The sequence below is a fragment of the Bacillus sp. GW823-FHT06B01 genome (assembly GCF_058952315.1).
Map to the genome: position 1 here is coordinate 580629 of NZ_JBXAHR010000002.1, position 22701 is coordinate 603329.

Consider the following 22701-nt stretch of genomic DNA (forward strand, 5'->3'; position numbering starts at 1 on the left):
ATTTCCCTATGGAGGATAAGGATTTTATGGACCAATCATTAGTGAAGATGAATGGTGGCTACGGATTAGAATTTCACCTAATGTTGATTCTTGTGGAACTTTACAAAACTTTTACAAACAATTAAAACCGAATTAATAGTTTAGCAGTATTCTTATATCTGTAATCCTGTTATTTCCGGTTACTTCTAGGAGGAAGAACACGTGAAATGGATAAGTGCATCGATTAAAGTTTTCGTATTGTCGACATGTTTCTTTTATGTTGGCACGTCTACTGCATTTGCTGTGAATGAAATGGGAGAAGTGAGAGTTGATGGATCCTCAACAGTTTTTCCTATTATAGAAGCGGTAGCGGAGGAATATACAAAGGTGCATCCAAACGTGAAAATTTCCATCAGTGTTTCTGGAACAGGAGGAGGATTTAATCGTTTCAGTAAAGGAGAAGTAGATATAAATAATGCTTCGAGAGCAATGAAACAAGTGGAAGAAAATGAGATGAAAAAAAACTCCATTCAGTTTACACCGTTTGAAGTCGCTTACGATGGCCTTACGATCGTTGTGAGTCGCCAAAATACTTGGGTAGACAATATGACGGTAGACGAGTTACGTCTATTATGGAGTGAAGATGGAAGCGAAAAGCGATGGTCACAAATTCATTCATCATGGCCACGTGAACAGGTGAAGTTTTATGCGCCAGGTGTAGACTCTGGTACGTATGATTATTTTCAAAATGTCATCTTACAAAATAGTCGCATTGTAAAAAAAGTCTCTTTGTCTGAAGATGATCAAGTTATTATGCAAGGGGTAATGAATGATGAAAATGCCATTGCTTTTGTAGGATATGCTTATTATATGGCCAATCGAGATAAGGTGAGAGCAATAAAAGTGAATGGTGTACTTCCGACGAAAGATACCATTCAATCAGGTAAGTATAAGCCATTATCTAGGCCGTTATTTGCTTATGTAAATGATGCATCTATCCGAAATAAAATGAATGTAGCAAATTATATTGAGTTTATGATTCAGCATGTAGGTAATCTTGCTGAAGAGGTTGGATATGTAAAATTACCAAAAGAAAAATACAATGAACAGCTGCGGATGTTAACAGAAATAAAAAGGTAATGTCAGGGTGGAAAGGGGTTTTCATCTTTGGCTCATAATGACAAAAGTCAAATTACATTTTCTGTACAACATTTGATTGAAAGAAATACAAAACAAAGAAAAAAAACGCAGCGAATCAATCGAATCGTTCCATTATTACTAAAAATAATGGCTAGCGTGTCTATTGTAACGACACTTGGAATTATTTTCACATTGGCAAATGAAACGTTGATGTTTTTTCAAAAAATACCATTACACTCCTTTTTGACGGGAAAAGAATGGTTACCTTTTTTTGAAGATCCTAAATTCGGTATATTACCACTTATATGTGGAACGTTCCTTGTAACAGCAATTGCCATGTTCGTAGCAATTCCTATCGGTTTAGCGTGTGCTGTATTTTTAAGCGAATATGCTTCAAACGGTGCAAGGAAAGTATTAAAACCGATGTTAGAACTATTAGCAGGTATTCCGACAATTGTATATGGTTTTTTTGCATTAACAGTTGTCACACCACTTTTACAACGGATTATACCAGATTTACAGTTTTTTAATGCGATTAGTCCAGGTATTGTTATTGGCTTTATGATGATACCTACAATTGCATCTCTATCTGAAGACGCGATGAGAGCTGTAGCGAAAGGAACGAAAGAAGCTTCGTTAGCACTTGGAGCAACTCGGTTTGAGATGGTAAAACAAGTCGTGTTTCCTTCGGCTTTTACAGGGATTATGGCAGCAATCCTATTAGCTGCTTCCAGAGCAATTGGCGAAACGATGATAGTTGTAATTGCAGCGGGATCTACACCGAATGTATCGCTCGATCCGACACACTCTATTCAAACGCTAACAGCCTATATTGTGCAAGTGAGCTTAGGTGATGCTCCGCATGGAACAATTACGTATTACAGCATGTATGCTGTAGGCGCAACGTTATTCTTGTTTACTCTTATAATGAACATCATTTCACACTCTATTATGCGCCGCTTTAGGAGGGTGACATAATATGCGAATGTTGAATCATAAAAAAATACAAGAAAATATGGCATCACGTTTTTTAAAAGACCGAGTTTACAAGTTGTTATTTTATATGGCAATTTTGTTTTCAATAGTAATACTGCTTATTTTGCTTTTTCAAATTTTTGAAAAAGGTATAAGTTACCTTTCGTTAGATTTCTTTACAAACTTCGCTTCGCGTAATCCGAAAGAAGCTGGGATTGCTGCAGCTTTGTCAGGAACAATATTATTTATGAGTATTGTTATACCAGTCTCCTTTATATTTGGAGTTGGAACGGCTCTTTATTTGGAGCAATATGCGAAGGAATCTATATTTAAAAAGGTAATAGAAATTAATAATCAAACGTTAGCAGGAGTACCTTCCGTTGTATTTGGATTACTCGGCTTAACTATTTTTGTATATGCTCTTCATTTAGGAGAGAGTATTATTGCGGCGGCACTGACGATGAGTTTACTCGTTTTACCGGCAGTTGTTGTAGCGAGTCAAGAAGCGATACGATCTGTACCAAGTTCATTATTAGAAGCTTCTTACGGATTAGGTGCTACGAAGTGGCAAACGATGTATCAAATTGTATTGCCATCTGCTTTCCAAGGAATTATAACGGGTTGTATGTTAGCGATATCAAGGGCGATTGGAGAAGCGGCACCGCTATTAGTTATCGGGGCACTTGTATTTGCAAATTATGTTCCATTTAGTATGTTTGATAGATTTACAGTTTTACCAATTCAAATTTTTAATTGGATGAGTAGACCGCAAGAAGAATTTCAGTATGTAGCAGCTGCTGGGATGATTGTTTTGTTAGGTTTATTACTCTTTATCAATATATTTGTCTTATGGTTACGAAATCGAAAATAAGTTGGAAATGGATGAAAGGGGAATTCAAATGGTAGCAACAGTAGTAAATGTACAGGTGAAAAACGAGGAGAAAATCGAGACTGCACCAAAGAAAGTAGTATTTGATACGAAAAACTTAAATTTATGGTACGGAGAAGACCATGCTTTAAAAGATATTAACTTAAGCATTCATGAGAATGAAGTTACAGCAATTATCGGGCCAAGTGGTTGTGGTAAATCAACGTACTTAAAAACATTAAATCGTATGGTAGAGTTAGTACCAATCGTGCGAACTACAGGTGTAATTGAATATAGAGAGCGCAATATATTTGAAAAATCATACCCAGTTGAAGAATTAAGAACTCATGTGGGAATGGTGTTCCAAAAGCCAAACCCATTTCCGAAATCTATTTATGAAAATGTAGCATATGGCCCGAAAATTCATGGTATTCGTGATAAAAAAACATTGGATGAAATTGTTGAAAAAAGTTTACGTGGAGCAGCGATTTGGGATGAGTTAAAAGATCGTTTGCATGATAATGCATACGGTTTATCTGGTGGACAGCAACAGCGTCTATGTATCGCACGTTGTTTAGCAATTGAACCAGACGTTATTTTAATGGATGAGCCAACATCGGCACTAGATCCAATTTCAACATTAAAAGTAGAAGAATTAATTCAAGAGTTAAAGAAAGACTTTAGTATTGTGATCGTAACGCATAACATGCAACAAGCAGCACGTATTTCAGACAAAACTGCTTTCTTCTTAAGTGGAGAAGTTGTGGAATATACAGATACAAATAAATTATTTACGACACCTTCAGATAAGCGTACAGAAGACTATATTACAGGCCGATTCGGTTGATATCGTTGCAAGGCTAAGAGCAAATACCCTCTTAACAGAGGGTATTTCTTATTTTTACCTCATTTAATTAGAGAAGTAATACTTCTCCTATCTTAAGGCTTATTACAAGTAGGCTAGGTAGGAGATCTATATATAATGGCACATAATATTGAGGGGGAAGAAACAATGGTAAGAGAACAGTTTCAATGTGATTTAAAAATGTTGCAGCAAAAGGTGATTGAGCTTGGAGAGCTAGCGAGGGAAGCTTTATTGCTTGCTATGGAAGGTCTTCATAAAAGGGATGTAGAGAAAGCGTTAGAGGTAATAGATGGTGATTATCGTATGGATAATTTAGAAGAGGAAATAAATGATCTTGCGCTTATGCTTATTACGAAGCAGCAACCTGTAGCAAGTGATTTAAGAAGGATTTTCATTTCAATTAAAACAGCGACAGATTTAGAGCGTATTGCAGATCATGCTGTTAATATTGCGAAATCAACAATTCGTCTTGGGGAAAAAGAGGTGGTTGTTAGTTTGCACAATCTTGATGAAATGTTTGCAATTGCAAATAAGATGCTACAGTTAGCGCTAGAAGCATATGAGCAAGAAAATTTAACTTTGGCGAAACAAATTGCTGAAATGGATGATTCAGTTGATGAAATATATGGGAAAGCGATTCGTGAATTTATATCTTCAGTTCCAGAACAACCAGAAGCAATTACACAAATTACACAATTATCCTTTGTGGCGAGATATATCGAGCGTGTAGCAGATCATATTACAAATATTGCTGAAAATGTTTTTTATTTAGTAAAAGGAAAGCATTACTTATTAAATGAATAAAGAAAAAGGCAGGTGAAACATCACCTGCTTTTTTTAGTCAAAACATGACAAAAAAAGCTCGTTGTTTCCTTTAGTTTATGATGATAAGATGTATCATAATATAATGGAAAAAATAGGACATATATGTTGTTCACTTATTAAGAGATATTTTACTAAGTTAATAGTAAGCGCTTTCTTTCGTGGCGTTGAAAAGGTACATGTATATAGACAGTTTTACCGCCTGTAAAAGCCCGAGTGGTCAGGGCTAATAATCAGTGGGAGATGCACAAAATCCCTACTAATTAAAGTTTCATTTTATACTGCTAGTTAATGCGGGGTAGATAATATACATATCGTATATGAAGTTACTGATCATTATATAAGTGGAGGCTGAAGTATATGAAGGGGGTTATTTTAGCTGGAGGAAAAGGACGACGCCTTAGACCATTAACATGTAATACTCCAAAGCCGATGTTACCATTATTAGAAAAGCCAGTTTTGGAATACAATATTGAATTATTACGTCAGCATGGTATTCGTGAAATTGCAATTACTGTTCAGTATATGAGTACAGCCATTAAACAATATTTTGGTGACGGTAGCAAATGGGGAGTTAACTTGTACTACTTTGAAGATTCTCCCCCGCTTGGAACCGCAGGGAGTATTAAACAAGCGGAAACATTTTTAGATGAAACGTTTGTTGTGATAAGCGGGGATGCGTTAACTGATTTTCAATTATCAGAAGGAATTATGTTTCATGAACAAAAGAAAAGAATGGTAACTATGTTTGTAAAGGAAGTAGAAAACCCACTCTCATTCGGTTTAGTTGTAATGAATAAAGAACAAGAGGTTACACGATATATAGAAAAACCGAGCTGGAATGAAGTAGTCTCTAATATTGTGAATACAGGTATATATATTATGGAGCCAGAAATTTTTTCTTACATACCGCCCCGAGAGTTTTTTGATTTCAGTCAAGATGTGTTTCCGCTATTGGCAAATAAGAACGCGTTATTTGCATATTTGTCAGAAGGTTATTGGTTAGATATCGGTACATTTGATCAATATCGACAAGCACAATTTGATTTGTTAACGAAAAAATTGCAAGTACCTATTCCTTACACGGAAGTATTGCCGATGGTATGGATGGGGGAAGGTGTGACGATTGGAAAAGGAACGAAAATTCACGGTCCTTCTTTTATTGGAGAAGGAGCAAAGATTGGTGCTGGAGCTGTAATTGAGCCATACTCTATTATCGGGAAAAATAGTGTGGTTTCAAGTTATTCTCATCTTCAAAAAAGTATTGTTTTTGCAAATGCGCACATTGGTCAGTATTGCGAGCTATTAGAAACGATCATAGGAGAGCATACAATGGTGGAAGATGACGTTACACTGTTTCAAAAAAGCATTGTAGCGGATCATTGTCATATAGGGAAAAGTACGGTAATTAAGCAAAAGGGAAAACTATGGCCATATAAGGCAATTGACAGCTATTCAGTAGTAGGATCGGCTGGTGTTCAAGAAAGCGAAAAGAGTGCAGGATGGTTGCAAAAAAGCCGCATTGTAGGAAGAGGTAATGTTGAAATCACTCCTCAATTTATTGTGAAAGTTGCGATGGCGTATGGATCTCTTTTTGCCAAAGGAGAAAGTATATTAATTGGGAGTCAAGAACATATAGAAACGACTTCTTATAAAAATCTCTTTCTTCATGCGATTCATGGTATCGGGGTTCATACGATGGAATGCAAAGAAATGAACGAATCGCTTTTTCAGTATAGCATTCAGGATTTACAATGTGCTGGTGGGGTTTTCATTCAAGTGGAAAATGAAAAAGAGGTTGTTATAAAGTTATATGGTAAGAATGGGGTACAATTAACGTATAAGCAGCAAAAAGCGATAGAACAAGTATATATGTCCGAGTCGTTTTATTACGTATGTGAGAAAGAAATGGGGCGGAATAAGCTAGTCCACGTTTCTTTACATGATTATATAGAGGCTGTATTAGAGCGTGTTGATATTGAGAAAATACAAAAACAAAAGTTTCATCTTCTTATTAATAAGAGGAATGATATGTTACAACATTTACTGATGCTCTTTTTACAAAGGCTCGGATGCACAGTTACATGGATTTATGCGGGCGAACAAAAGGATCATGTGAAAGCTTTGATGAAATCAAGCAAAGCAAATATGGCACTTATGTTTTCAGAGCAAGGAAATTATTTCGAGTTATATGATAATCATAGTAATATTTACCAAGGAACAGATTTTGAAGAGGTAGATATTCCAGATTTATTACTTGAATCAGCAGGAAATATTTACCCGATGTCTTTGAAATTAGGAGAATGTTACCTTCTATTTTATACGCAGGATGAAAAAAAGTCGTTTCAAGCGAGATGGAAGCGAGATATTTTATATCGAATTGGAAAATTATTCGAGTTAATAGCATTGCAGGGGAAAACATTTCTCAGCATAGTAGAGCAATCACCGCCGCTTTATCTACTTTGTGATGAAGTTGTATGTTCATGGAATGAAAAAGGAAAAGTAATGAGGAAATTATTGGCTGATATGGAAAGAAAGGAAGAAGGTATATTTGAAGGAGTACAGTTCAAATATACCGAAAAAGAGTGGTCTTATATCGTGTCTGACACAAAACAACCGAAATTTTTAGTGTATTCGCATGCCAGAAACCCAGTAATAGCAAGGGAAAACATGAAAAATCTTATAGAAAAAATTAGACAATATCAAAAGGTGTAGAATTTTTATTTTAAAAGTGGTATTATAGTATAGTCTGATTTAAGTTATTAGTACTGGAGGGAATAAGAATGCGTGTGAATATTACTCTAGCATGTACAGAATGCGGAGATCGTAACTATATCTCAAAGAAAAACAAACGTAACAACGCTGAGCGTATCGAGCTTAAAAAGTATTGCAAGCGTGACAAGAAGTCTACGTTACACCGTGAAACAAAGTAAGCAGTAGGAATATTTTCCTACTGTTTCTTTTTTTATTCGATTCCTCTGTTAAAAGTGATACACTATCATCGTAGAGCAAAGTATCACTGTGAGGGGGAAAGTGTGTGAGAGAAGAGAAAGTACGTTTACGTAAACAAATAATAGAGCACATGAATTCTTTATCAGAAGAACGGTATACAACTTTATCAGAGCAAATTGCATTTTCGTTGTATGCGCAAAAAGAGTGGGCTGAAGCTAAAACAGTTGGAATCACTCTCTCAATGGAAAATGAAGTGAATACATATGCTATTATCGAAAAAGCTTGGGAAGAAGGAAAGAAAGTTGTTGTTCCAAAGTGTAACAAAGAAACACGAACAATGTCTTTCCGGCAAATTAGTAATTTTGATCAATTAGAAATAGTGTATATGAATTTACGTGAACCAATTCCAGCGCGTACGGAAGAAGTGAATGCAGATGACATTGATCTTCAAATCGTGCCAGGTGTAGCTTATACAGAGCGAGGAGAGCGGATTGGATATGGCGGTGGGTATTATGATCGTTATCTCTTGCATTATAAAGGGAAAACGCTATCATTAGCTTATAGTTTTCAAATAGTAGAACATATTCCAGTAGAGCCGTTTGATAAAAACGTAGAAAAAATTATTACAGAAAAAGGAACAATGGTTAAAAATGGGCTTGTATAGACAAATAAAAATTGACGAGACTTTTTCTTCTTGATTATAATAAAATATGTGAACGTTTTCTTATTATAATTTTTTATAGTAAGTGAGCATAGAGGGTGATAAAATGGTATCTATTTATGATATTCAGCAATTGCTAAAGAAATTTGGTACGATTATTTATACGGGTGATCGAATTGCAGATTTACAATTAATGCAAGATGAATTGCGTGAATTAAATCAATCACAGTTAATCGATCCACAAGACTATCAAACAGCTTTATTTTTATTGAAGCAAGAAATTCAAAAAGAGCTAAATAAGAATTAGATAAAGGTAGGTAAGCAACATGGAAGAGAAATGGTTAGTTGGGGTTGACCTTGGTGGTACAACAATTAAATTAGCATTTATTAATGTGTACGGTGAAATTTTACATAAGTGGGAAATCCCTACGAATACAAATGAGCAAGGAAAACATATTACGCTTGATGTAGCGAAAGCTATTGATAAAAAGTTAGAAGAGTTAGGTGAATTGAAAAGCAAGTTAATCGGTATTGGTATGGGAGCTCCTGGTCCTGTACACGTGGCGTCTGGAATGATTTATGAAGCGGTCAATTTAGGATGGAAAAACTATCCGTTAAAAGATTTATTAGAAGTAGAAACAGGATTACCTGTTGTTATTGATAATGATGCAAACTTAGCAGCGCTTGGTGAAATGTGGAAAGGTGCTGGTGAAGGAGCAAAAGATTTAATCTGTATGACACTTGGCACTGGTGTTGGTGGTGGTGTAATCGCCAATGGTGAGATTGTACACGGCGTAAGCGGAGCTGCTGGTGAGATTGGACATATTACAGTAGTTACAGAGAATGCTTTCCCATGTAATTGCGGGAAGTCTGGTTGCTTAGAAACTGTAGCATCTGCAACGGGTATTGTGCGTGTTGCTATGCAAAAAATACAAGAGACTAATAAAGAGAGTGTTCTACGTTCTATGTTAGCAGAAGAAGGGCGTATTACATCAAAAGATGTGTTTGAAGCACTTGGACAAGGTGACGAGCTAGCAGGCGAAGTAGTAGAAAAAGTAGCTTCTTATTTAGGGTTAGCTGTAGCGAACCTTGCTAGTACGTTGAACCCAGAGAAAATTGTTATTGGCGGAGGCGTGTCTAAAGCTGGAGATGCACTATTAGAGCCAATTCAACGTTATTTCGAGCAATATGCTTTCTCACGTGCTGTAAAGAGCACAAAGTTAGCGATTGCAATACTTGGTAATGATGCAGGTGTTATCGGAGGAGCTTGGCTTGTAAAAAAGCACAAATACGAAGCGAAGATGGTATAAGTTGTGAAATATGAAAAGAGGAAGGGGAAACCCTTCCTCTTTTTGTGTGAAATCTTGATGAAGAATAACATGTAAATGAATTAAGCTGCTGGTGGGTACCCGTTATATAGAACAGTCATGATCGTAAACCATCCGAAAACGAGTACAGTTGCAATTGCAAAGCCGCCCGCGAATAAGTTTTTTTCGCGAAGAGTTCTAAGCGTAGCGAATACAGCTAACAGAGTGACTAGCGCAAAAATAATAACAAGGCCCATACAATATCCTCCTCTGTCTACCCATTCCTCAATATGAGTTTTTAGAATATTAACTCTTTTATATTGTACATGTTTTAAAAATGATTGTCGAGATAGCATCCTTTCTTTTCCTAAGAGAAAAAAATGTTGTATCATTGAAAGTAAGTTTAATAATTGGAGGAGATTTTCATATGAAATGGATACAAATGCCGTTAGGCCCATTACAAACGAATGCTTATATTTTAACGAATGATCAAAATGAGTGTATTATCTTTGATCCTGGTCACGAAGGAGAGAAGCTCGTTACATATTTACAAGAAGAACAATTAAAGCCACTTGCTGTTTTATTAACACATGCTCACTTTGATCATATTGGTGCTGTTGACGCGGTAAGAGACGCTTTTCATATTCCTGTGTACGTACATAGAGAAGAAGCAGATTGGTTAGGCGATGCAACTGTAAATGGCTCTCAAATTTTTATGATGAATCGCAGTATTACAGCAAAACCAGCAGATCATATTATTGATGCAGAAGGTGCATTAGCAATTGGTTCATTTAATTTTGAGATTTTTGAGACGCCAGGACATTCTCCAGGCAGTATTTCTTATTATTGTAAAGAGGCGAATGCTGTATTTTCTGGTGATGTATTGTTCCAAATGAGCATCGGAAGAACAGATTTACCCGGTGGAAGTTTTGCTGAATTGATTGGAAGTATTGAAGAAAAATTATTTGTATTACCAGATGAAACAGCGGTGCTATGTGGACATGGTCCAGAAACAAGCATTGGTTTTGAAAAAGAAAATAATCCATTTTTACAGTAAGGAGCTAGTATGGAGATGGAGCTCATTTTAAAAGAATGGATGGAGAAAGAGAAGGATTATTCAATTTCATATAGTACGTATATGAACCTCGTATTGTACACAGAGGGACATGGCTATTATATGAAGGAACGTGAAAAAATTGGAAGACAAGGGGATTTTTTTACAAGTAGCAACGTATCCTCTGTTTTTGCAAAAACATTTGCTAAATTTTTTATTCGTCTTGTTGAAAATGGTGAAGTTGCTCCGAATATTTGTGAGATTGGTGGGGGAACAGGAAGGTTTGCCTATGATGTTTTACAAGAGTGGAAGCAAGTATCTCCAGAAACCTTTATTGATTTAAACTATTCAATGATTGAAATGAGCCCTTTTCATAGAAACTTACAGCAGAAAAATCTTTGTTCGTTTTCTAATGTGTCGTATTATACGTCGCATAGTGAAATGGGAGAATCGTTCGAAGGGATTCTTTTTTCGAATGAGTTATTTGATGCATTTCCTGTTGAAGTAATTGAGAAGAGAAATGGAATATTGTATGAAGTACGTGTGACGTACACAGAGGAAGGGAAACTCGCAGAAGTATGTAGACCGCTACAGAAAAATATTGGTCGATACTTATTGAAATATAATATTCATCTTGCTGAAGGTCAGCGTTTTGAAGTGCCACTTGCGATGGAAGAATATATAGAAGAAATTGCGAAATGGTTTCAACGAGGTGTATGTATTACCGTTGATTATGGATACACAAAAGAAGAATGGATGCATCCTGCACATCAAGAAGGAAGTTTACGAGGATATTACGAGCATAAGTTAATCCGTAATCCTTTAGAGCATCCAGGTGAAATGGATCTTACTACTCATATTCATTGGGACGAACTGAAAGAGATGTTTAGCCTGCAAGGCATGAATATAGTATGGCATAAGAAGCAATCTGAGTTTTTGTTAGCAGCAGGAATATTAGATCAGCTTACGGGTCACCAAGATCGAAATCCTTTTTCTGAAACTCAAAAACAAAATCGTGCAGTTCGTTCTATGATTTTGAGCGGAGGATTAGGGAGTGCATTTGATGTTGTGATACATACGAAACATATGCAACAGTTACACTTGGATCAGCATTTGAAAATATAAAAAAACAAGACACAGCATATTTCTGTGTCTTGTTTTTTAATACGACTTTTTAATTATGTAGCATCATATATTTTCTCTCATGATATATATTTATATTAAAGATATGAGATAAAAAATATAAAATACGCCCTTTTTCTCTGTTTATGAGCTCTTAACCTAATAATACGCGAACGAGTTGAATAATTGTCTCGTTTTCTACTTTGTAATAAATTTCCAATCCTTTTCTTTCACTGGAAACGATTTTAGCACTTTTTAATTTTGCTAAATGCTGTGAAATTGTAGATTGTGGCATGTTTAAGCCAGTGTACATTGTAGAAACGTTGCTTGGACCACGTTCAATTAATCCTTTTACAATACATAAGCGAACAGGATGAGCAAGTACTTTCAATAATTCTGCATTGCTTTCATATAGTTCTATTTCTTTTTGAAAGGTTTCTAACATGTTCTTTTCCACCTCCGTGTGAGCTGTTATACCATACTATACATACCAAAAAATTAAAGAAAAGAAAACAGTTGTTGCAGAAAAAAAGTCCTAAAGTAAAGAAATTGTAAGAAAAGAGACCCTGATGTAAATAAAGTAGATAAATTTGCATGGTTTTGTAAAATGACATTTTTGGGCGAAAATTTCGATGCGTTTTAAAAATTGAAAGATATAGATATATTTGTAACACAATTTTATCATGATTTTCTTATTCTTTCAAATGAATATACAAAATTTTTAAAATAATAAGAAAAAGGAATTATAATGTTATATATAGAATATAAAACAGGTTAAAAGAAAGGAAGCTGAATATAGTCAGCTTCTTTATGGTGATAACAAAATATTTGAGTATAGCTGATAAATTTTAGAATTACCAAGACATTAGTTATATATTCTAGAGTTCATCTTTTATCAGCTTTAAAAATCTGCGGTTCCATATGTTCTCATAAAAATCAATTGTCTCTTTTGCGGACATAAATGGATTATTTAACGTAGAGGTTGCTTTCTGTACCATGAAGTTTTCGTATTCTAGTCCATGGGAAAATTTAATCGTAGCATCCATACAGTACTCTGTTTGGGCACCACAAAATTCAATACGGTGTACAGATAATTGTTCTAAAATCTCTTTCAAGTTTGTTTTATAAAATGAATTGGCATGTGTTTTTCTTACAAAAAAATCTTGTTCCTGAACATCTAGATCAGCATGAATAGCCCAAAGTTCTTTTTCGGGTACTAAATCATCGTCACAATGTTGAATAAAAATGATTGGTTTATTTGATTTTCTGTATGAAGAAATTCTTTTATTTACTTTTGTAAGTAAATTTTGTAAATCGAATAAATGCTCTTCGCTATAACATACTCCATTTTGTAAATCGATAACGATTAAAACATCTGCACAAATATCCATTATTTTTGCCCCCTTTTTTACTTCTTAATATATCAATTAATTCATTATTTAGAAATAGATGGTGCTCTTTTGTTTTTTTATGGACTATACGAAAAGTAAAAAATATACTTAACGGTATAAAAAAGAAGATATGAAAACTTAATTTCATATCTTCTGTTCGTTCTATGCATTTACAGGTTCTTCTACATAAGAAAGGGCATTTTCAAAATCGGATATTAAATCGTCAACATTTTCAAGGCCGACGGATAACCGAAGTAATGAATTAGAAATCCCTCTTTCATCACGAGCTTCTTGCGACAATGCTGCATGTGACATTTTAGCTGGGTAGGAAAGAATCGATTCGACAGCTCCTAAACTAACTGCAAAGACAGGTAATTTTACTTTTGATAAAAATTGGCGGAGTGCGTCTTCTGATTGTAAAGTGAAAGATAGGACAGCTCCGGCTGATGTAGCTTGAGATTGTTGAATATCAAATCCAAGATGTGTTTGTAAGCCAGGATAATAGACATTTTTAACTTTAGCGTGCTCTTGTAAATAATGCGCAATTTTATTGGCGTTTGCAGCTGAATGCTCAAGACGTACATGCAATGTTTTTAGACCGCGAAGTACGAGAGAACAATCTTGAGGACCTAAAATAGCGCCGAATGCATTTTGTAAAAATCCAAGTTTTTGAGCGAGTTCGGCATCTTTTACAACCGCTAATCCGGCAGTAACATCACTATGACCGGCAATGAATTTTGTGGCACTATGAAGAACGACATCGGCGCCAAGATCAAGTGGTTTCTGGAATAGTGGTGTCAAAAATGTATTATCAACAAAAGTAAGGGCGTCAATAGATTTTGCAAGTTTAGAAACAGCACGAATATCTGTCACTTTTAAAAGTGGATTAGAGGGTGTTTCCACATAAAAGAGTTTTGTGTTTGGCTTAATGTTTTGCTTTATTTCTTCTACATTTGTCATATCAACAAATGTATGTGACACACCGTAACGGGAGAGCACTTCAGTTATAATTCGGTAAGTTCCTCCGTATACGTCTTCTGAAATGAGTACGTGATCGCCTTGTGAAAGAAGGAGGAATGCAGTAGAAATCGCTGCAATTCCTGATGCGAAGGCAAATCCCTTTGTTCCTCCTTCTAATAAAGCAATGATATCTTCAAGAGCTTCACGAGTTGGATTACCAGAGCGACTATAGTCATATTTTCCGAACGTATCTACATCAAACTGATGGAATGTTGATGTATTATAGATGGGAACGTTAACAGCTCCTGTTTGTGAGTCATGTTTATATTGGTTGTGCAGTAAGAGTGTATCTATAGAATAACTCATATTCTTACCCCTTCTTTTACAAGTTTAATGGCTTGCTTTAAGTCTTGAATTAAATCGTTACTATTTTCAATGCCAACGGAAAATCGCAGAAGACGATTACATACACCGTTTGCTGTTCTGATTTCTTCAGGAATATCAGCGTGTGTTTGCGTTGCTGGATACGTCATTAAACTTTCAACACCACCAAGACTTTCAGCAAATGTAATTAAGGATAAAGATTGTAAGAATGGATTAATCCATGTTTCATCTTTCAGACGAAATGAGATCATGCCACCTCTTTCAGGATAAAATACATCTGTCACCCCGTCTTCATCATTTAAATAAGCAACAACTGCTTTTGCATTTTCTTCATGTTGTCTCATGCGAAGCGCTAACGTTTTCATACCACGAATTAATAGCCATGAGTCAAATGGACTTAAGACCGCACCAGAGGCATTATGATAATGAGCGATTTCCTCACAAAGTTCCTTTCCTTTTGCAACGACAAGTCCGCTTAGGACATCGTTATGTCCTCCTAAATATTTCGTTGCGCTATGAAGTACAATGTCGGCACCTTCTGTTAATGGCTGCTGTATATAAGGCGTATAGAATGTGTTGTCTACAATAAGAAGTAGTCCGTGTCTTTTCGCTACAGTTGCGACAGCGGCAATATCAGTAACTTGCATTAACGGATTAGTTGGAGTTTCTATGAAAATAGCTTTCGTTGCAGTTGTGATAGCTTGCTCAATTTGTTTAATGGATTGTGTATTTACGTATCTACATCGAACATTCCACTTTTTTTCGTGCTCAGAAAATAATCGATAAGTGCCCCCGTATAAATCTTCAGATACAATAAGTTCGTCTCCAGAACGGAATAGGGAGAGGACGAGGAGAACAGCTGCCATCCCTGAACTACAGGCATAACCTTGTTCACCATATTCTAAGTCTGCGATTGCCTGCTCTAAAAGACCACGAGTTGGATTGCCAGTTCGTGAATAGTCAAAGCCAGTAGAGTTACCAATTCCGTCATGACGATAAGCAGTTGAAAAATAAACAGGTGGGTTAACAGTTCCTGTTGTAGTTTCGCTCCGGTTTCCGATTTGTGCTAGTTTTGTTTCAATAGTTGACATGTGAAAATTCCTCCTTTTTAAATTAACAATTAAGTGAATGTAAAGTGAAACTTTAATCAGTGAGGGATTCATCCCCACTGATTATCAGCCCTCACCAATCGGGCTTTTACGGGCAGTTGATTCCCACCTAACTTCTTTGTTCCAGCTGAATTTTGAGTTGGGAATCTTACTGCCCTCAAATAGCGGGGGAAAATAAAAAAAGCCTTCTAAAGAAGAAGGCTTTCGGTTTGAATAGAGTCTTCTTCTCATCTGTCAAATCTTTCACAATTTGCTGGAATTAGCACCTTATTAACAAATGTTAATGGTTGCTGAGGCGTCAAAGGGCCAGTCCCTCTACCTCTCTAGATAAGAATGTTCGTATGAAATTTTATTATGTTTTTAACTTTACAACAAAAGATAATTGAATTGCAACTTTATTTTAAATAATTTTTATTTTTCCGCAAGTGTCATTGACTTTTGCATTTGTGCATGCTAAATTTATTAAAAAATTAACAAACATTGTTAAAAGGGGAACGTATTTCCTTTTAGCTACATAAATAAAATAATAAAGACAAACTCTTATTGAGAGCGGTGGAGGGAAAGGCCCTGTGAAACCCAGCAACCTTCAAACGAAATGTTTGAAACGGTGCTAATACCTGCAAAACGAATGTTTTGCATAATAAGAGGAGGAACAATTATGTCCCCCTCTTCAAAGTGAAGAGGGGGTTTTTATATTGATAGAAATGAGGGAGATTTGTGAAATTACTAGATTTATTATCAAAAGGAATTGTAATAGGTGATGGTGCGGTTGGGACGTTATTACATTCACATGGTTTGCAAAGTAGTTTTGAAGAATTGAATATATCTGATCCAGATTTAATTATATCGATTCATAAGCAATATGTAGCTGCTGGGGCTGATGTGATTCAAACAAATACGTACGGAGCAAATGAAGCGAAATTACGTATGTATGGTTTAGAAAATCAAGTTACTGAAATTAATAGAGCCGCAGTAAAACTGGCGAAAGCATCTGTTACAGACAGAAATGCAATTTTAGGAACAATTGGTGGTATGAAACATATCGGAGCTGTTACGACAACTGATATGGAAAGAGAATTTATGTTACTGGAACAGGCAAGTGCATTACTAGAAGAACAGGTTGATGGACTGCTATTAGAAACTTTCTATGATGAGTTTGAATTACTTCATGCTGTTCAGGTGTTACGAAAACAAACGAATATTCCAATTGTAGCTCAATTAGCATTGCATGAGGCAGGTACAACTCAAAATGGAAATGATGTAAATGAAATATTAAAACAGCTTTTAGATTACGGTGCAAATGTTGTTGGATTGAACTGTCAACTAGGGCCACTTCACATGACGGAAGCTTTTAAAATGATATCGATTCCGCAAAATGGCTACTTGTCAGCATATCCAAATGCAGGTCTCCCGAATTATGTGGAGGGACGCTACGTATATGAGGGAAGTCCGGCTTATTTCGAAGCGATGACACCGAAATTTATTGAGCAAGGTATCCGATTATTGGGTGGTTGTTGTGGCACGACTCCAGAACATATTGAAAGTATGAAACGTGCAATTGCAAATGTTACACCTGTAATAGAAAAGGATACGATTCAAAGACCGAAAGTAGTTCATACACATGAGAAACGTTCGAAAGCTCATGTCACTTTAGCAGAGAAAGCAAAAAAACAAACGACAGTAGTAGTGGAATTAGATCCACCGAAAACGTTAGATACGCAGCGATTTTTTGAAGGCGCAAGAGCATTGAAAAGAGCTGGGGCAGATGCTATTACTCTAGCAGATAATTCATTAGCATCGCCTCGCATCTCGAATATGGCAATGGGGGCATTATTAACGAAGCACGATATTCCGGTATTGACGCACTTAACGTGTAGAGACCATAACGTCATCGGACTACAATCTCATTTACTAGGCCTATCAGCGTTAGGTATGGAAGAAGTGTTAGCTTTAACTGGGGATCCAGCACGCGTTGGTGATTTTCCAGGTGCCACTTCTGTATATGATTTGTCCTCTATTGAGCTCATTAAAATGATTAAAGAAATGAACGACGGGCGCTCGATTTTAGGGAAATCAATTGGTCCAGCAACAAGGTTTTCAGTGGGAGGTGCGTTTAATCCGCATGTAAGACATTTAAAAGCAGCGGTTAAGCGAATGGAACGGAAAATAGATGCTGGAGCGGAATATTTCTTAACGCAGCCAATTTATGATATCGCGTTAATTGAAGAAGTGTATGAAGCGACAAAGCATTTGGAACAACCTATTTTTATTGGGATTATGCCATTAATAAGTAAAAGGAATGCAGATTTCCTTCATTTTGAGGTACCGGGTATTACACTACCTGAAGAAATAAGGGAGAGAATGGATGGACATGAAACGAAAGAGGCAGCAATTAAGGAAGGAATTCTCATTTCACAAGAATTAATCGATGCGGCGATGAAGTATTTTAACGGCATTTATCTTATTACACCATTTCTAAAATATGAAATTACAGAACATCTTGTTAAATATGTGAGAGAAAAGCAAGAAGTGAAAGAAGGTATTAATTGATGAAATGTATAGAAGAAAAATTACAAAATAACATCTTAATATTAGATGGTGCAATGGGAACAATGATCCAGCAAGAGGACTTAACTGCGGAAGATTTCGGAGGAGAAGAGTACGAAGGCTGTAATGAATATTTAGTAGAAACAAGGCCTGATGTCATTTTAAAGATTCATAAAGCTTATATTGAAGCTGGAGCAGATATTATTGAAACAAATACATTTGGGGCGACAAATATTGTATTAAGTGATTATGAGTTGTCTCATTTAGATGAGGAATTAAATGAGACGGCAGCGCGTTTAGCGAAGCAAGCGGTCAAAGAAAGCGGGAAGGAAGTATATGTTGCGGGAGCAATGGGACCAACAACGAAAGCGATTAGTGTTACAGGTGGTGTGACGTTTGAAGAATTAATTGAAGCCTATACACGGCAGGCTAGAGGCTTATTGAATGGCGACGTAGATGTATTACTCGTTGAGACGAGTCAAGATATGCGTAACGTGAAGGCTGCTTATATTGGAATTCAAGCAGCTTTTGATGAGCTAAATAAAATTGTACCTATTATGATTTCAGGAACGATTGAACCGATGGGAACGACTCTGGCCGGGCAAACAATTGAGGCTTTTTACTTATCAGTAGAACATATGAAGCCATTATCTGTTGGGTTAAACTGTGCGACCGGTCCGGAGTTTATGAGAGACCATATTCGTTCACTATCTGAGTTGTCGGAGTGTTACATTTCTTGTTATCCAAATGCAGGTCTTCCTGATGAAGATGGACATTATCATGAATCGCCATCTTCTCTCGCTGAAAAAGTGAAGCGATTTGCTGAAGAAGGATGGGTTAATATTATCGGTGGTTGTTGTGGCACAACACCAGAACATATAAAAGCAATGAAATCCGCGTTAGCCTCTCTTAAGCCGCGTGAACACCACGAAAGAGCTGGACACGGGGTTAGTGGATTAGAGGCACTTCAATATGATGACTCTATGAGACCATTATTTGTTGGTGAAAGAACAAACGTTATTGGGTCACGTAAATTTAAACGATTAGTAGCAGAAGGGAAATTTGAAGAGGCTGCTGAAGTCGCAAGAGCGCAAGTGAAGAAAAATGCTCATATTATTGATATTTGTATGGCAGATCCTGATCGCGATGAAATAGAAGATATGGAAAACTTCTTGGCAGAAGTTACGAAAGTGTTAAAAGTACCAATTATGATTGATTCAACAGATGAAAATGTGATGGAGCGAGCTCTTACTTATATACAAGGAAAAGCTGTTATTAATTCAATTAATTTAGAAGATGGAGAAGAACGATTTAAAAAAGTGACGCCGCTTCTTCAAAAATATGGTGCTGCTATTGTTGTAGGAACAATTGATGAAGATGGTATGGCGGTTAGTGCAGAACGAAAACTCGAAATCGCAAAAAGAAGTTATGAGTTATTGACGACGAAATATGGTATACGCCCGTCAGATATTATTTTTGATGCACTTGTATTTCCTGTAGGGACAGGTGATGAAGAATATATCGGCTCGGCGGCAGCGACGATAGAAGGAATTCGTCTTATTAAAGAAGCCTTACCAGAATGTTTAACGATTTTAGGTGTAAGTAACATATCTTTTGGTTTACCACCAGCTGGCCGAGAAGTATTAAATTCCGTCTTTTTATATCATGCAACGAAAGCAGGATTAGATTACGCAATTGTGAATACGGAAAAATTAGAACGGTATGCGTCAATTCCAGAGGAAGAAAAACGTCTTGCTGATGCACTACTTTTTGAAACGACGCAAGAGACGTTAGAAGAATTTACAAATTTTTATCGCGCGGCAAAAAAGAAAGATGTCGTTACCCAAGAAACATTAACTCTTGATGAAAGGCTGGCAAATTACATTGTAGAAGGTACGAAACAAGGACTACAAGAAGATTTAAGCCGTGCACTTACAGAAGGAAGAAAACCTTTGGATATTATTAATGGCCCACTTATGACAGGAATGGATGAGGTGGGACGATTATTTAATAATAATGAGCTTATCGTTGCCGAAGTATTGCAAAGTGCTGAAAGTATGAAAGCTGCCGTAAGCTATTTAGAGCCACATATGGAATCTAGCGAGAGTGCGAAAAAGGGGAAAGTATTATTAGCAACTGTTAAAGGTGACGTACATGATATTGGGAAAAACCTCGTTGAAATTATTTTATCGAATAACGGATATGAGATTATTAATTTAGGAATCAATGTTCGTTCGGATCGAATTGTTCAAGAAGTACAAGAAAAGAAGCCTGACATTATTGGTCTTTCTGGTTTATTAGTAAAATCAGCGCAACAAATGGTAACGACTGCTGAAGATTTAAAAGCTGCAAATATTGATGTTCCAATCGTTGTAGGCGGGGCAGCGTTAACGAGAAAATTTACAGAAAATCGTATTTCACCATCATATAAAGGGCTCGTATGTTATGCGAGTGATGCGATGACTGGTCTTGATATTATTAATAAGCTTCAAAAGGAAGAAGAGCGTGAGAAGATGAAACAAGATAAAAAAGAGCGTCATCTTCATATCGTAAAAAAAGAGGAGAAGAAAGTAGAAATTCCAGCAGTAATTGAGCCATTAGCGAAGGCAGAGGTTATGATACCTGATTCAACAAAACGAATTGTATTACGTGATATTCCAGCCCTTCATCTCGCTCCATTTTTAAATAGACAAATGCTACTTGGACATCACCTTGGATTAAAAGGAAATGTGAAGAAGCTTTTGCGAGAGGGAGATAAGAGAGCACACGAATTAAATGATTTAATAGATGAATTATTGCAGGAAGGACAATCTTGGTTAAAACCGAAAGCGGTGTATCAATTTTTCCCAGCGCAAAGTGATGGACAAAACATTGTAATATATGATCCAGAAGATCATACGCGTGTTATAGAGCGTTTTACATTCCCAAGACAAGGAAAAGCACCATATCGTACTTTAGGTGATTATTTACGACCAGTTGGAGATGAGATGGACTATGTTGCTTTCCTATCTGTTACGGTTGGGGAAGGCGTTCGGAACATTGCTGAAGAGTGGAAGGCGAAGGGTGATTATTTACGCAGCCATGCGATCCAATCGTTAGCGCTTGAACTAGCAGAAGGTCTTGCTGAAAAAACACATATGCTCATTCGTGATCGCTGGGGTATTCCAGATTCACTAGAACTGACGATGGAAGAACGTTTCCGTACGAAATATAGAGGGATACGAGTGTCTTTCGGTTATCCAGCATGTCCAGAACTTGCGGATCAAGAAAAGTTATTTCGCCTTATTCATCCAGAAGAAATAGGTATTTCATTAACAGAAGGATTTATGATGGAGCCAGAAGCGTCTGTAACGGCTATGGTATTTTCTCACCCTGAGGCAAGATATTTTAGTGTATTATAGTGTAGAAGGGGGAGACGTATGAAGAAAATAGTCTTTACAGGTGGCGGTTCGGCAGGGCATGTAACACCTAATTTAGCCATCATTCCACATTTACAAGAACAGAATTGGGATATCTCGTATATTGGTTCTCATCAAGGGATTGAGAAAACGATTATAGAAAAGGAAGGCATTCCGTACTATAGTATTTCAAGTGGAAAGCTACGTCGTTATTTTGATTTAAAAAATATAAAAGATCCTTTTCTTGTAATGAAGGGTGTTATGGATGCGTATGTAAGGATTCGAAAACTAAAACCGGATGTGATTTTTTCAAAAGGTGGTTTCGTATCTGTACCAGTCGTAATTGGAGGCTGGCTAAATAGAGTCCCTGTTTTATTACATGAATCTGATATGACGCCAGGACTAGCAAACAAAATTGCGCTCCGTTTTGCTTCGAAAATATTTGTTACATTTGAAGAAGCTGCGAAACATTTACCGAAAGAAAAAGTAATCTATACAGGATCTCCTGTACGTGAAGAAGTGCTAAAGGGAAATCGTGAAAAAGGTTTAGTGTTTTTAGGTTTTTCACGTAAAAAGCCAGTTATTACAATTATGGGAGGAAGTTTGGGCGCAAAGAAAATTAATGAAACGGTTCGAGAAGCGTTACCAGAACTTTTGAAAAAATATCAAATTGTTCATCTTTGCGGAAAAGGTAATCTTGATGAAAGCTTACAAAATAAAGAAGGATATAAACAATTTGAATATATACATGGAGAACTGCCAGACATATTAGCGATAACAGATTTTGTTATTTCACGTGCGGGCTCTAATGCAATTTTTGAGTTTTTAACATTGCAAAAGCCGATGGTTTTAATTCCGCTATCGAAATTTGCAAGTCGTGGAGATCAAATACTAAATGCAGAGTCTTTTGAAAGACAAGGATATGCTTCCGTATTGTATGAGGAAGATGTGACTGTGAAATCACTTATAAAGCATGTCGAAGAATTAAATCAAAATAATGAAATGTATAAAACAGCACTAAAAAAATATAATGGAAAAGAAGCAATTCAAACAATCATTCAACATATTTCAGAGGCATGATGAAACGATCATGTCTTTTTTAGTAGGATGAAAGATTCCAAGGATTGATATTTTTATGTTACAATAAAGTGAAACTTTAATCAGTGG

Annotated in this window: 20 protein-coding genes and 2 riboswitches; of the genes, 15 read left to right on the forward strand and 5 right to left on the reverse strand. The window is 36.3% G+C overall.

All coding sequences use genetic code 11. From position 1 onward, the window contains the following. Window positions 1–201: 201 nt before the first annotated feature. The 10 genes from phoX to glcK all read left to right on the forward strand — a co-directional run bounded on the left by phoX (window position 202) and on the right by glcK (window position 9572). The gene (phoX, locus tag AC1Q8N_RS10025) at window positions 202–1119 is read left to right on the forward strand and encodes a phosphate ABC transporter substrate-binding protein PhoX (RefSeq protein ID WP_493521176.1); all 918 of its coding nucleotides are present in this window, start codon (window positions 202–204) and stop codon (window positions 1117–1119) included. 27 nt (window positions 1120–1146) lie between these two features. Further along, window positions 1147–2097, forward strand: a complete 951-nt coding sequence (gene pstC / locus AC1Q8N_RS10030; protein WP_098076721.1) for a phosphate ABC transporter permease subunit PstC — start codon at window positions 1147–1149, stop codon at window positions 2095–2097. Window position 2098: 1 nt separating this feature from the next. Then, window positions 2099–2965 (forward strand): phosphate ABC transporter permease PstA, encoded by an 867-nt coding sequence (pstA, locus tag AC1Q8N_RS10035; RefSeq protein WP_048541547.1) that lies wholly within the window; start codon window positions 2099–2101, stop codon window positions 2963–2965. A 28-nt stretch (window positions 2966–2993) separates the two neighbouring features. Then, entirely contained in the window at window positions 2994–3809 is an 816-nt protein-coding gene (gene pstB, locus AC1Q8N_RS10040; RefSeq protein ID WP_000226689.1) for a phosphate ABC transporter ATP-binding protein, read from the forward strand. Window positions 3810–3974: 165 nt separating this feature from the next. Then, on the forward strand, window positions 3975–4631 hold the full coding sequence (gene phoU / locus AC1Q8N_RS10045; RefSeq protein WP_048541577.1) for a phosphate signaling complex protein PhoU: 657 nt from the start codon (window positions 3975–3977) through the stop codon (window positions 4629–4631). A 378-nt stretch (window positions 4632–5009) separates the two neighbouring features. Continuing rightward, on the forward strand, window positions 5010–7364 hold the full coding sequence (locus AC1Q8N_RS10050) for a sugar phosphate nucleotidyltransferase (protein ID WP_098847166.1): 2355 nt from the start codon (window positions 5010–5012) through the stop codon (window positions 7362–7364). 68 nt (window positions 7365–7432) lie between these two features. Continuing rightward, complete coding sequence (gene rpmG, locus AC1Q8N_RS10055; RefSeq protein ID WP_001265616.1) at window positions 7433–7582, forward strand: 50S ribosomal protein L33; 150 nt, start codon at window positions 7433–7435, stop codon at window positions 7580–7582. Window positions 7583–7686: 104 nt separating this feature from the next. After that, window positions 7687–8265 (forward strand): 5-formyltetrahydrofolate cyclo-ligase, encoded by a 579-nt coding sequence (locus tag AC1Q8N_RS10060; RefSeq protein ID WP_001206435.1) that lies wholly within the window; start codon window positions 7687–7689, stop codon window positions 8263–8265. Between the two features lie 103 nt (window positions 8266–8368). Beyond that, the gene (locus AC1Q8N_RS10065) at window positions 8369–8569 is read left to right on the forward strand and encodes a YqgQ family protein (RefSeq protein ID WP_000253699.1); all 201 of its coding nucleotides are present in this window, start codon (window positions 8369–8371) and stop codon (window positions 8567–8569) included. A gap of 19 nt (window positions 8570–8588) precedes the next feature. Then, window positions 8589–9572: a glucokinase gene (glcK, locus tag AC1Q8N_RS10070; protein ID WP_000391711.1), complete on the forward strand. Its 984-nt coding sequence runs from the start codon at window positions 8589–8591 to the stop codon at window positions 9570–9572. A gap of 80 nt (window positions 9573–9652) precedes the next feature. Here glcK and AC1Q8N_RS10075 read toward each other — a convergent pair whose 3' ends face one another. Continuing rightward, window positions 9653–9826: a DUF2759 domain-containing protein gene (locus AC1Q8N_RS10075; protein WP_000524847.1), complete on the reverse strand. Its 174-nt coding sequence runs from the start codon at window positions 9824–9826 to the stop codon at window positions 9653–9655. 170 nt (window positions 9827–9996) lie between these two features. On the opposite strand from AC1Q8N_RS10075, the gene AC1Q8N_RS10080 reads away from it, so the two are divergent. Then, entirely contained in the window at window positions 9997–10626 is a 630-nt protein-coding gene (locus AC1Q8N_RS10080) for an MBL fold metallo-hydrolase (protein WP_048541550.1), read from the forward strand. A 9-nt stretch (window positions 10627–10635) separates the two neighbouring features. Next, entirely contained in the window at window positions 10636–11748 is a 1113-nt protein-coding gene (locus AC1Q8N_RS10085; protein WP_048541553.1) for a class I SAM-dependent methyltransferase, read from the forward strand. A gap of 151 nt (window positions 11749–11899) precedes the next feature. Here AC1Q8N_RS10085 and AC1Q8N_RS10090 read toward each other — a convergent pair whose 3' ends face one another. From AC1Q8N_RS10090 to metI, 4 genes are all read right to left on the reverse strand, one after another. Continuing rightward, entirely contained in the window at window positions 11900–12190 is a 291-nt protein-coding gene (locus AC1Q8N_RS10090) for an ArsR/SmtB family transcription factor (RefSeq protein WP_000894375.1), read from the reverse strand. Window positions 12191–12623: 433 nt separating this feature from the next. Further along, window positions 12624–13136, reverse strand: a complete 513-nt coding sequence (locus AC1Q8N_RS10095; protein ID WP_048541554.1) for a cysteine hydrolase family protein — start codon at window positions 13134–13136, stop codon at window positions 12624–12626. A 162-nt stretch (window positions 13137–13298) separates the two neighbouring features. Beyond that, on the reverse strand, window positions 13299–14462 hold the full coding sequence (gene metC / locus AC1Q8N_RS10100) for a cystathionine beta-lyase (RefSeq protein ID WP_000122285.1): 1164 nt from the start codon (window positions 14460–14462) through the stop codon (window positions 13299–13301). Continuing rightward, window positions 14459–15571, reverse strand: coding sequence for a cystathionine gamma-synthase/O-acetylhomoserine thiolyase (metI, locus tag AC1Q8N_RS10105; protein WP_098076766.1), 1113 nt, complete (start codon window positions 15569–15571; stop codon window positions 14459–14461). Before metI ends, metC begins: the two co-directional genes overlap by 4 nt. Before the next feature lie 242 nt (window positions 15572–15813). After that, window positions 15814–15923, reverse strand: a riboswitch (SAM riboswitch). A 203-nt stretch (window positions 15924–16126) separates the two neighbouring features. Continuing rightward, a riboswitch (SAM riboswitch) is annotated at window positions 16127–16236 on the forward strand. Window positions 16237–16306: 70 nt separating this feature from the next. Between metI and AC1Q8N_RS10110 the strand changes: the two genes are divergently transcribed. From AC1Q8N_RS10110 to murG, 3 genes are read left to right on the forward strand one after another with little or no spacing between them, the layout of a single operon-like run. Beyond that, window positions 16307–18139 carry a bifunctional homocysteine S-methyltransferase/methylenetetrahydrofolate reductase gene (locus tag AC1Q8N_RS10110; protein WP_098076715.1) on the forward strand — a complete coding sequence of 611 codons (1833 nt, stop codon included), beginning with the start codon at window positions 16307–16309 and terminating at the stop codon, window positions 18137–18139. Continuing rightward, a complete protein-coding gene (metH, locus tag AC1Q8N_RS10115; RefSeq protein ID WP_098076712.1) occupies window positions 18139–21537 on the forward strand; it encodes a methionine synthase in 3399 nt (1132 codons plus the stop codon). The genes AC1Q8N_RS10110 and metH overlap by 1 nt, the downstream gene beginning before the upstream one ends. Window positions 21538–21555: 18 nt before the next feature. Next, entirely contained in the window at window positions 21556–22614 is a 1059-nt protein-coding gene (gene murG, locus AC1Q8N_RS10120) for an undecaprenyldiphospho-muramoylpentapeptide beta-N-acetylglucosaminyltransferase (protein WP_088064408.1), read from the forward strand. Window positions 22615–22701: the final 87 nt, after the last annotated feature.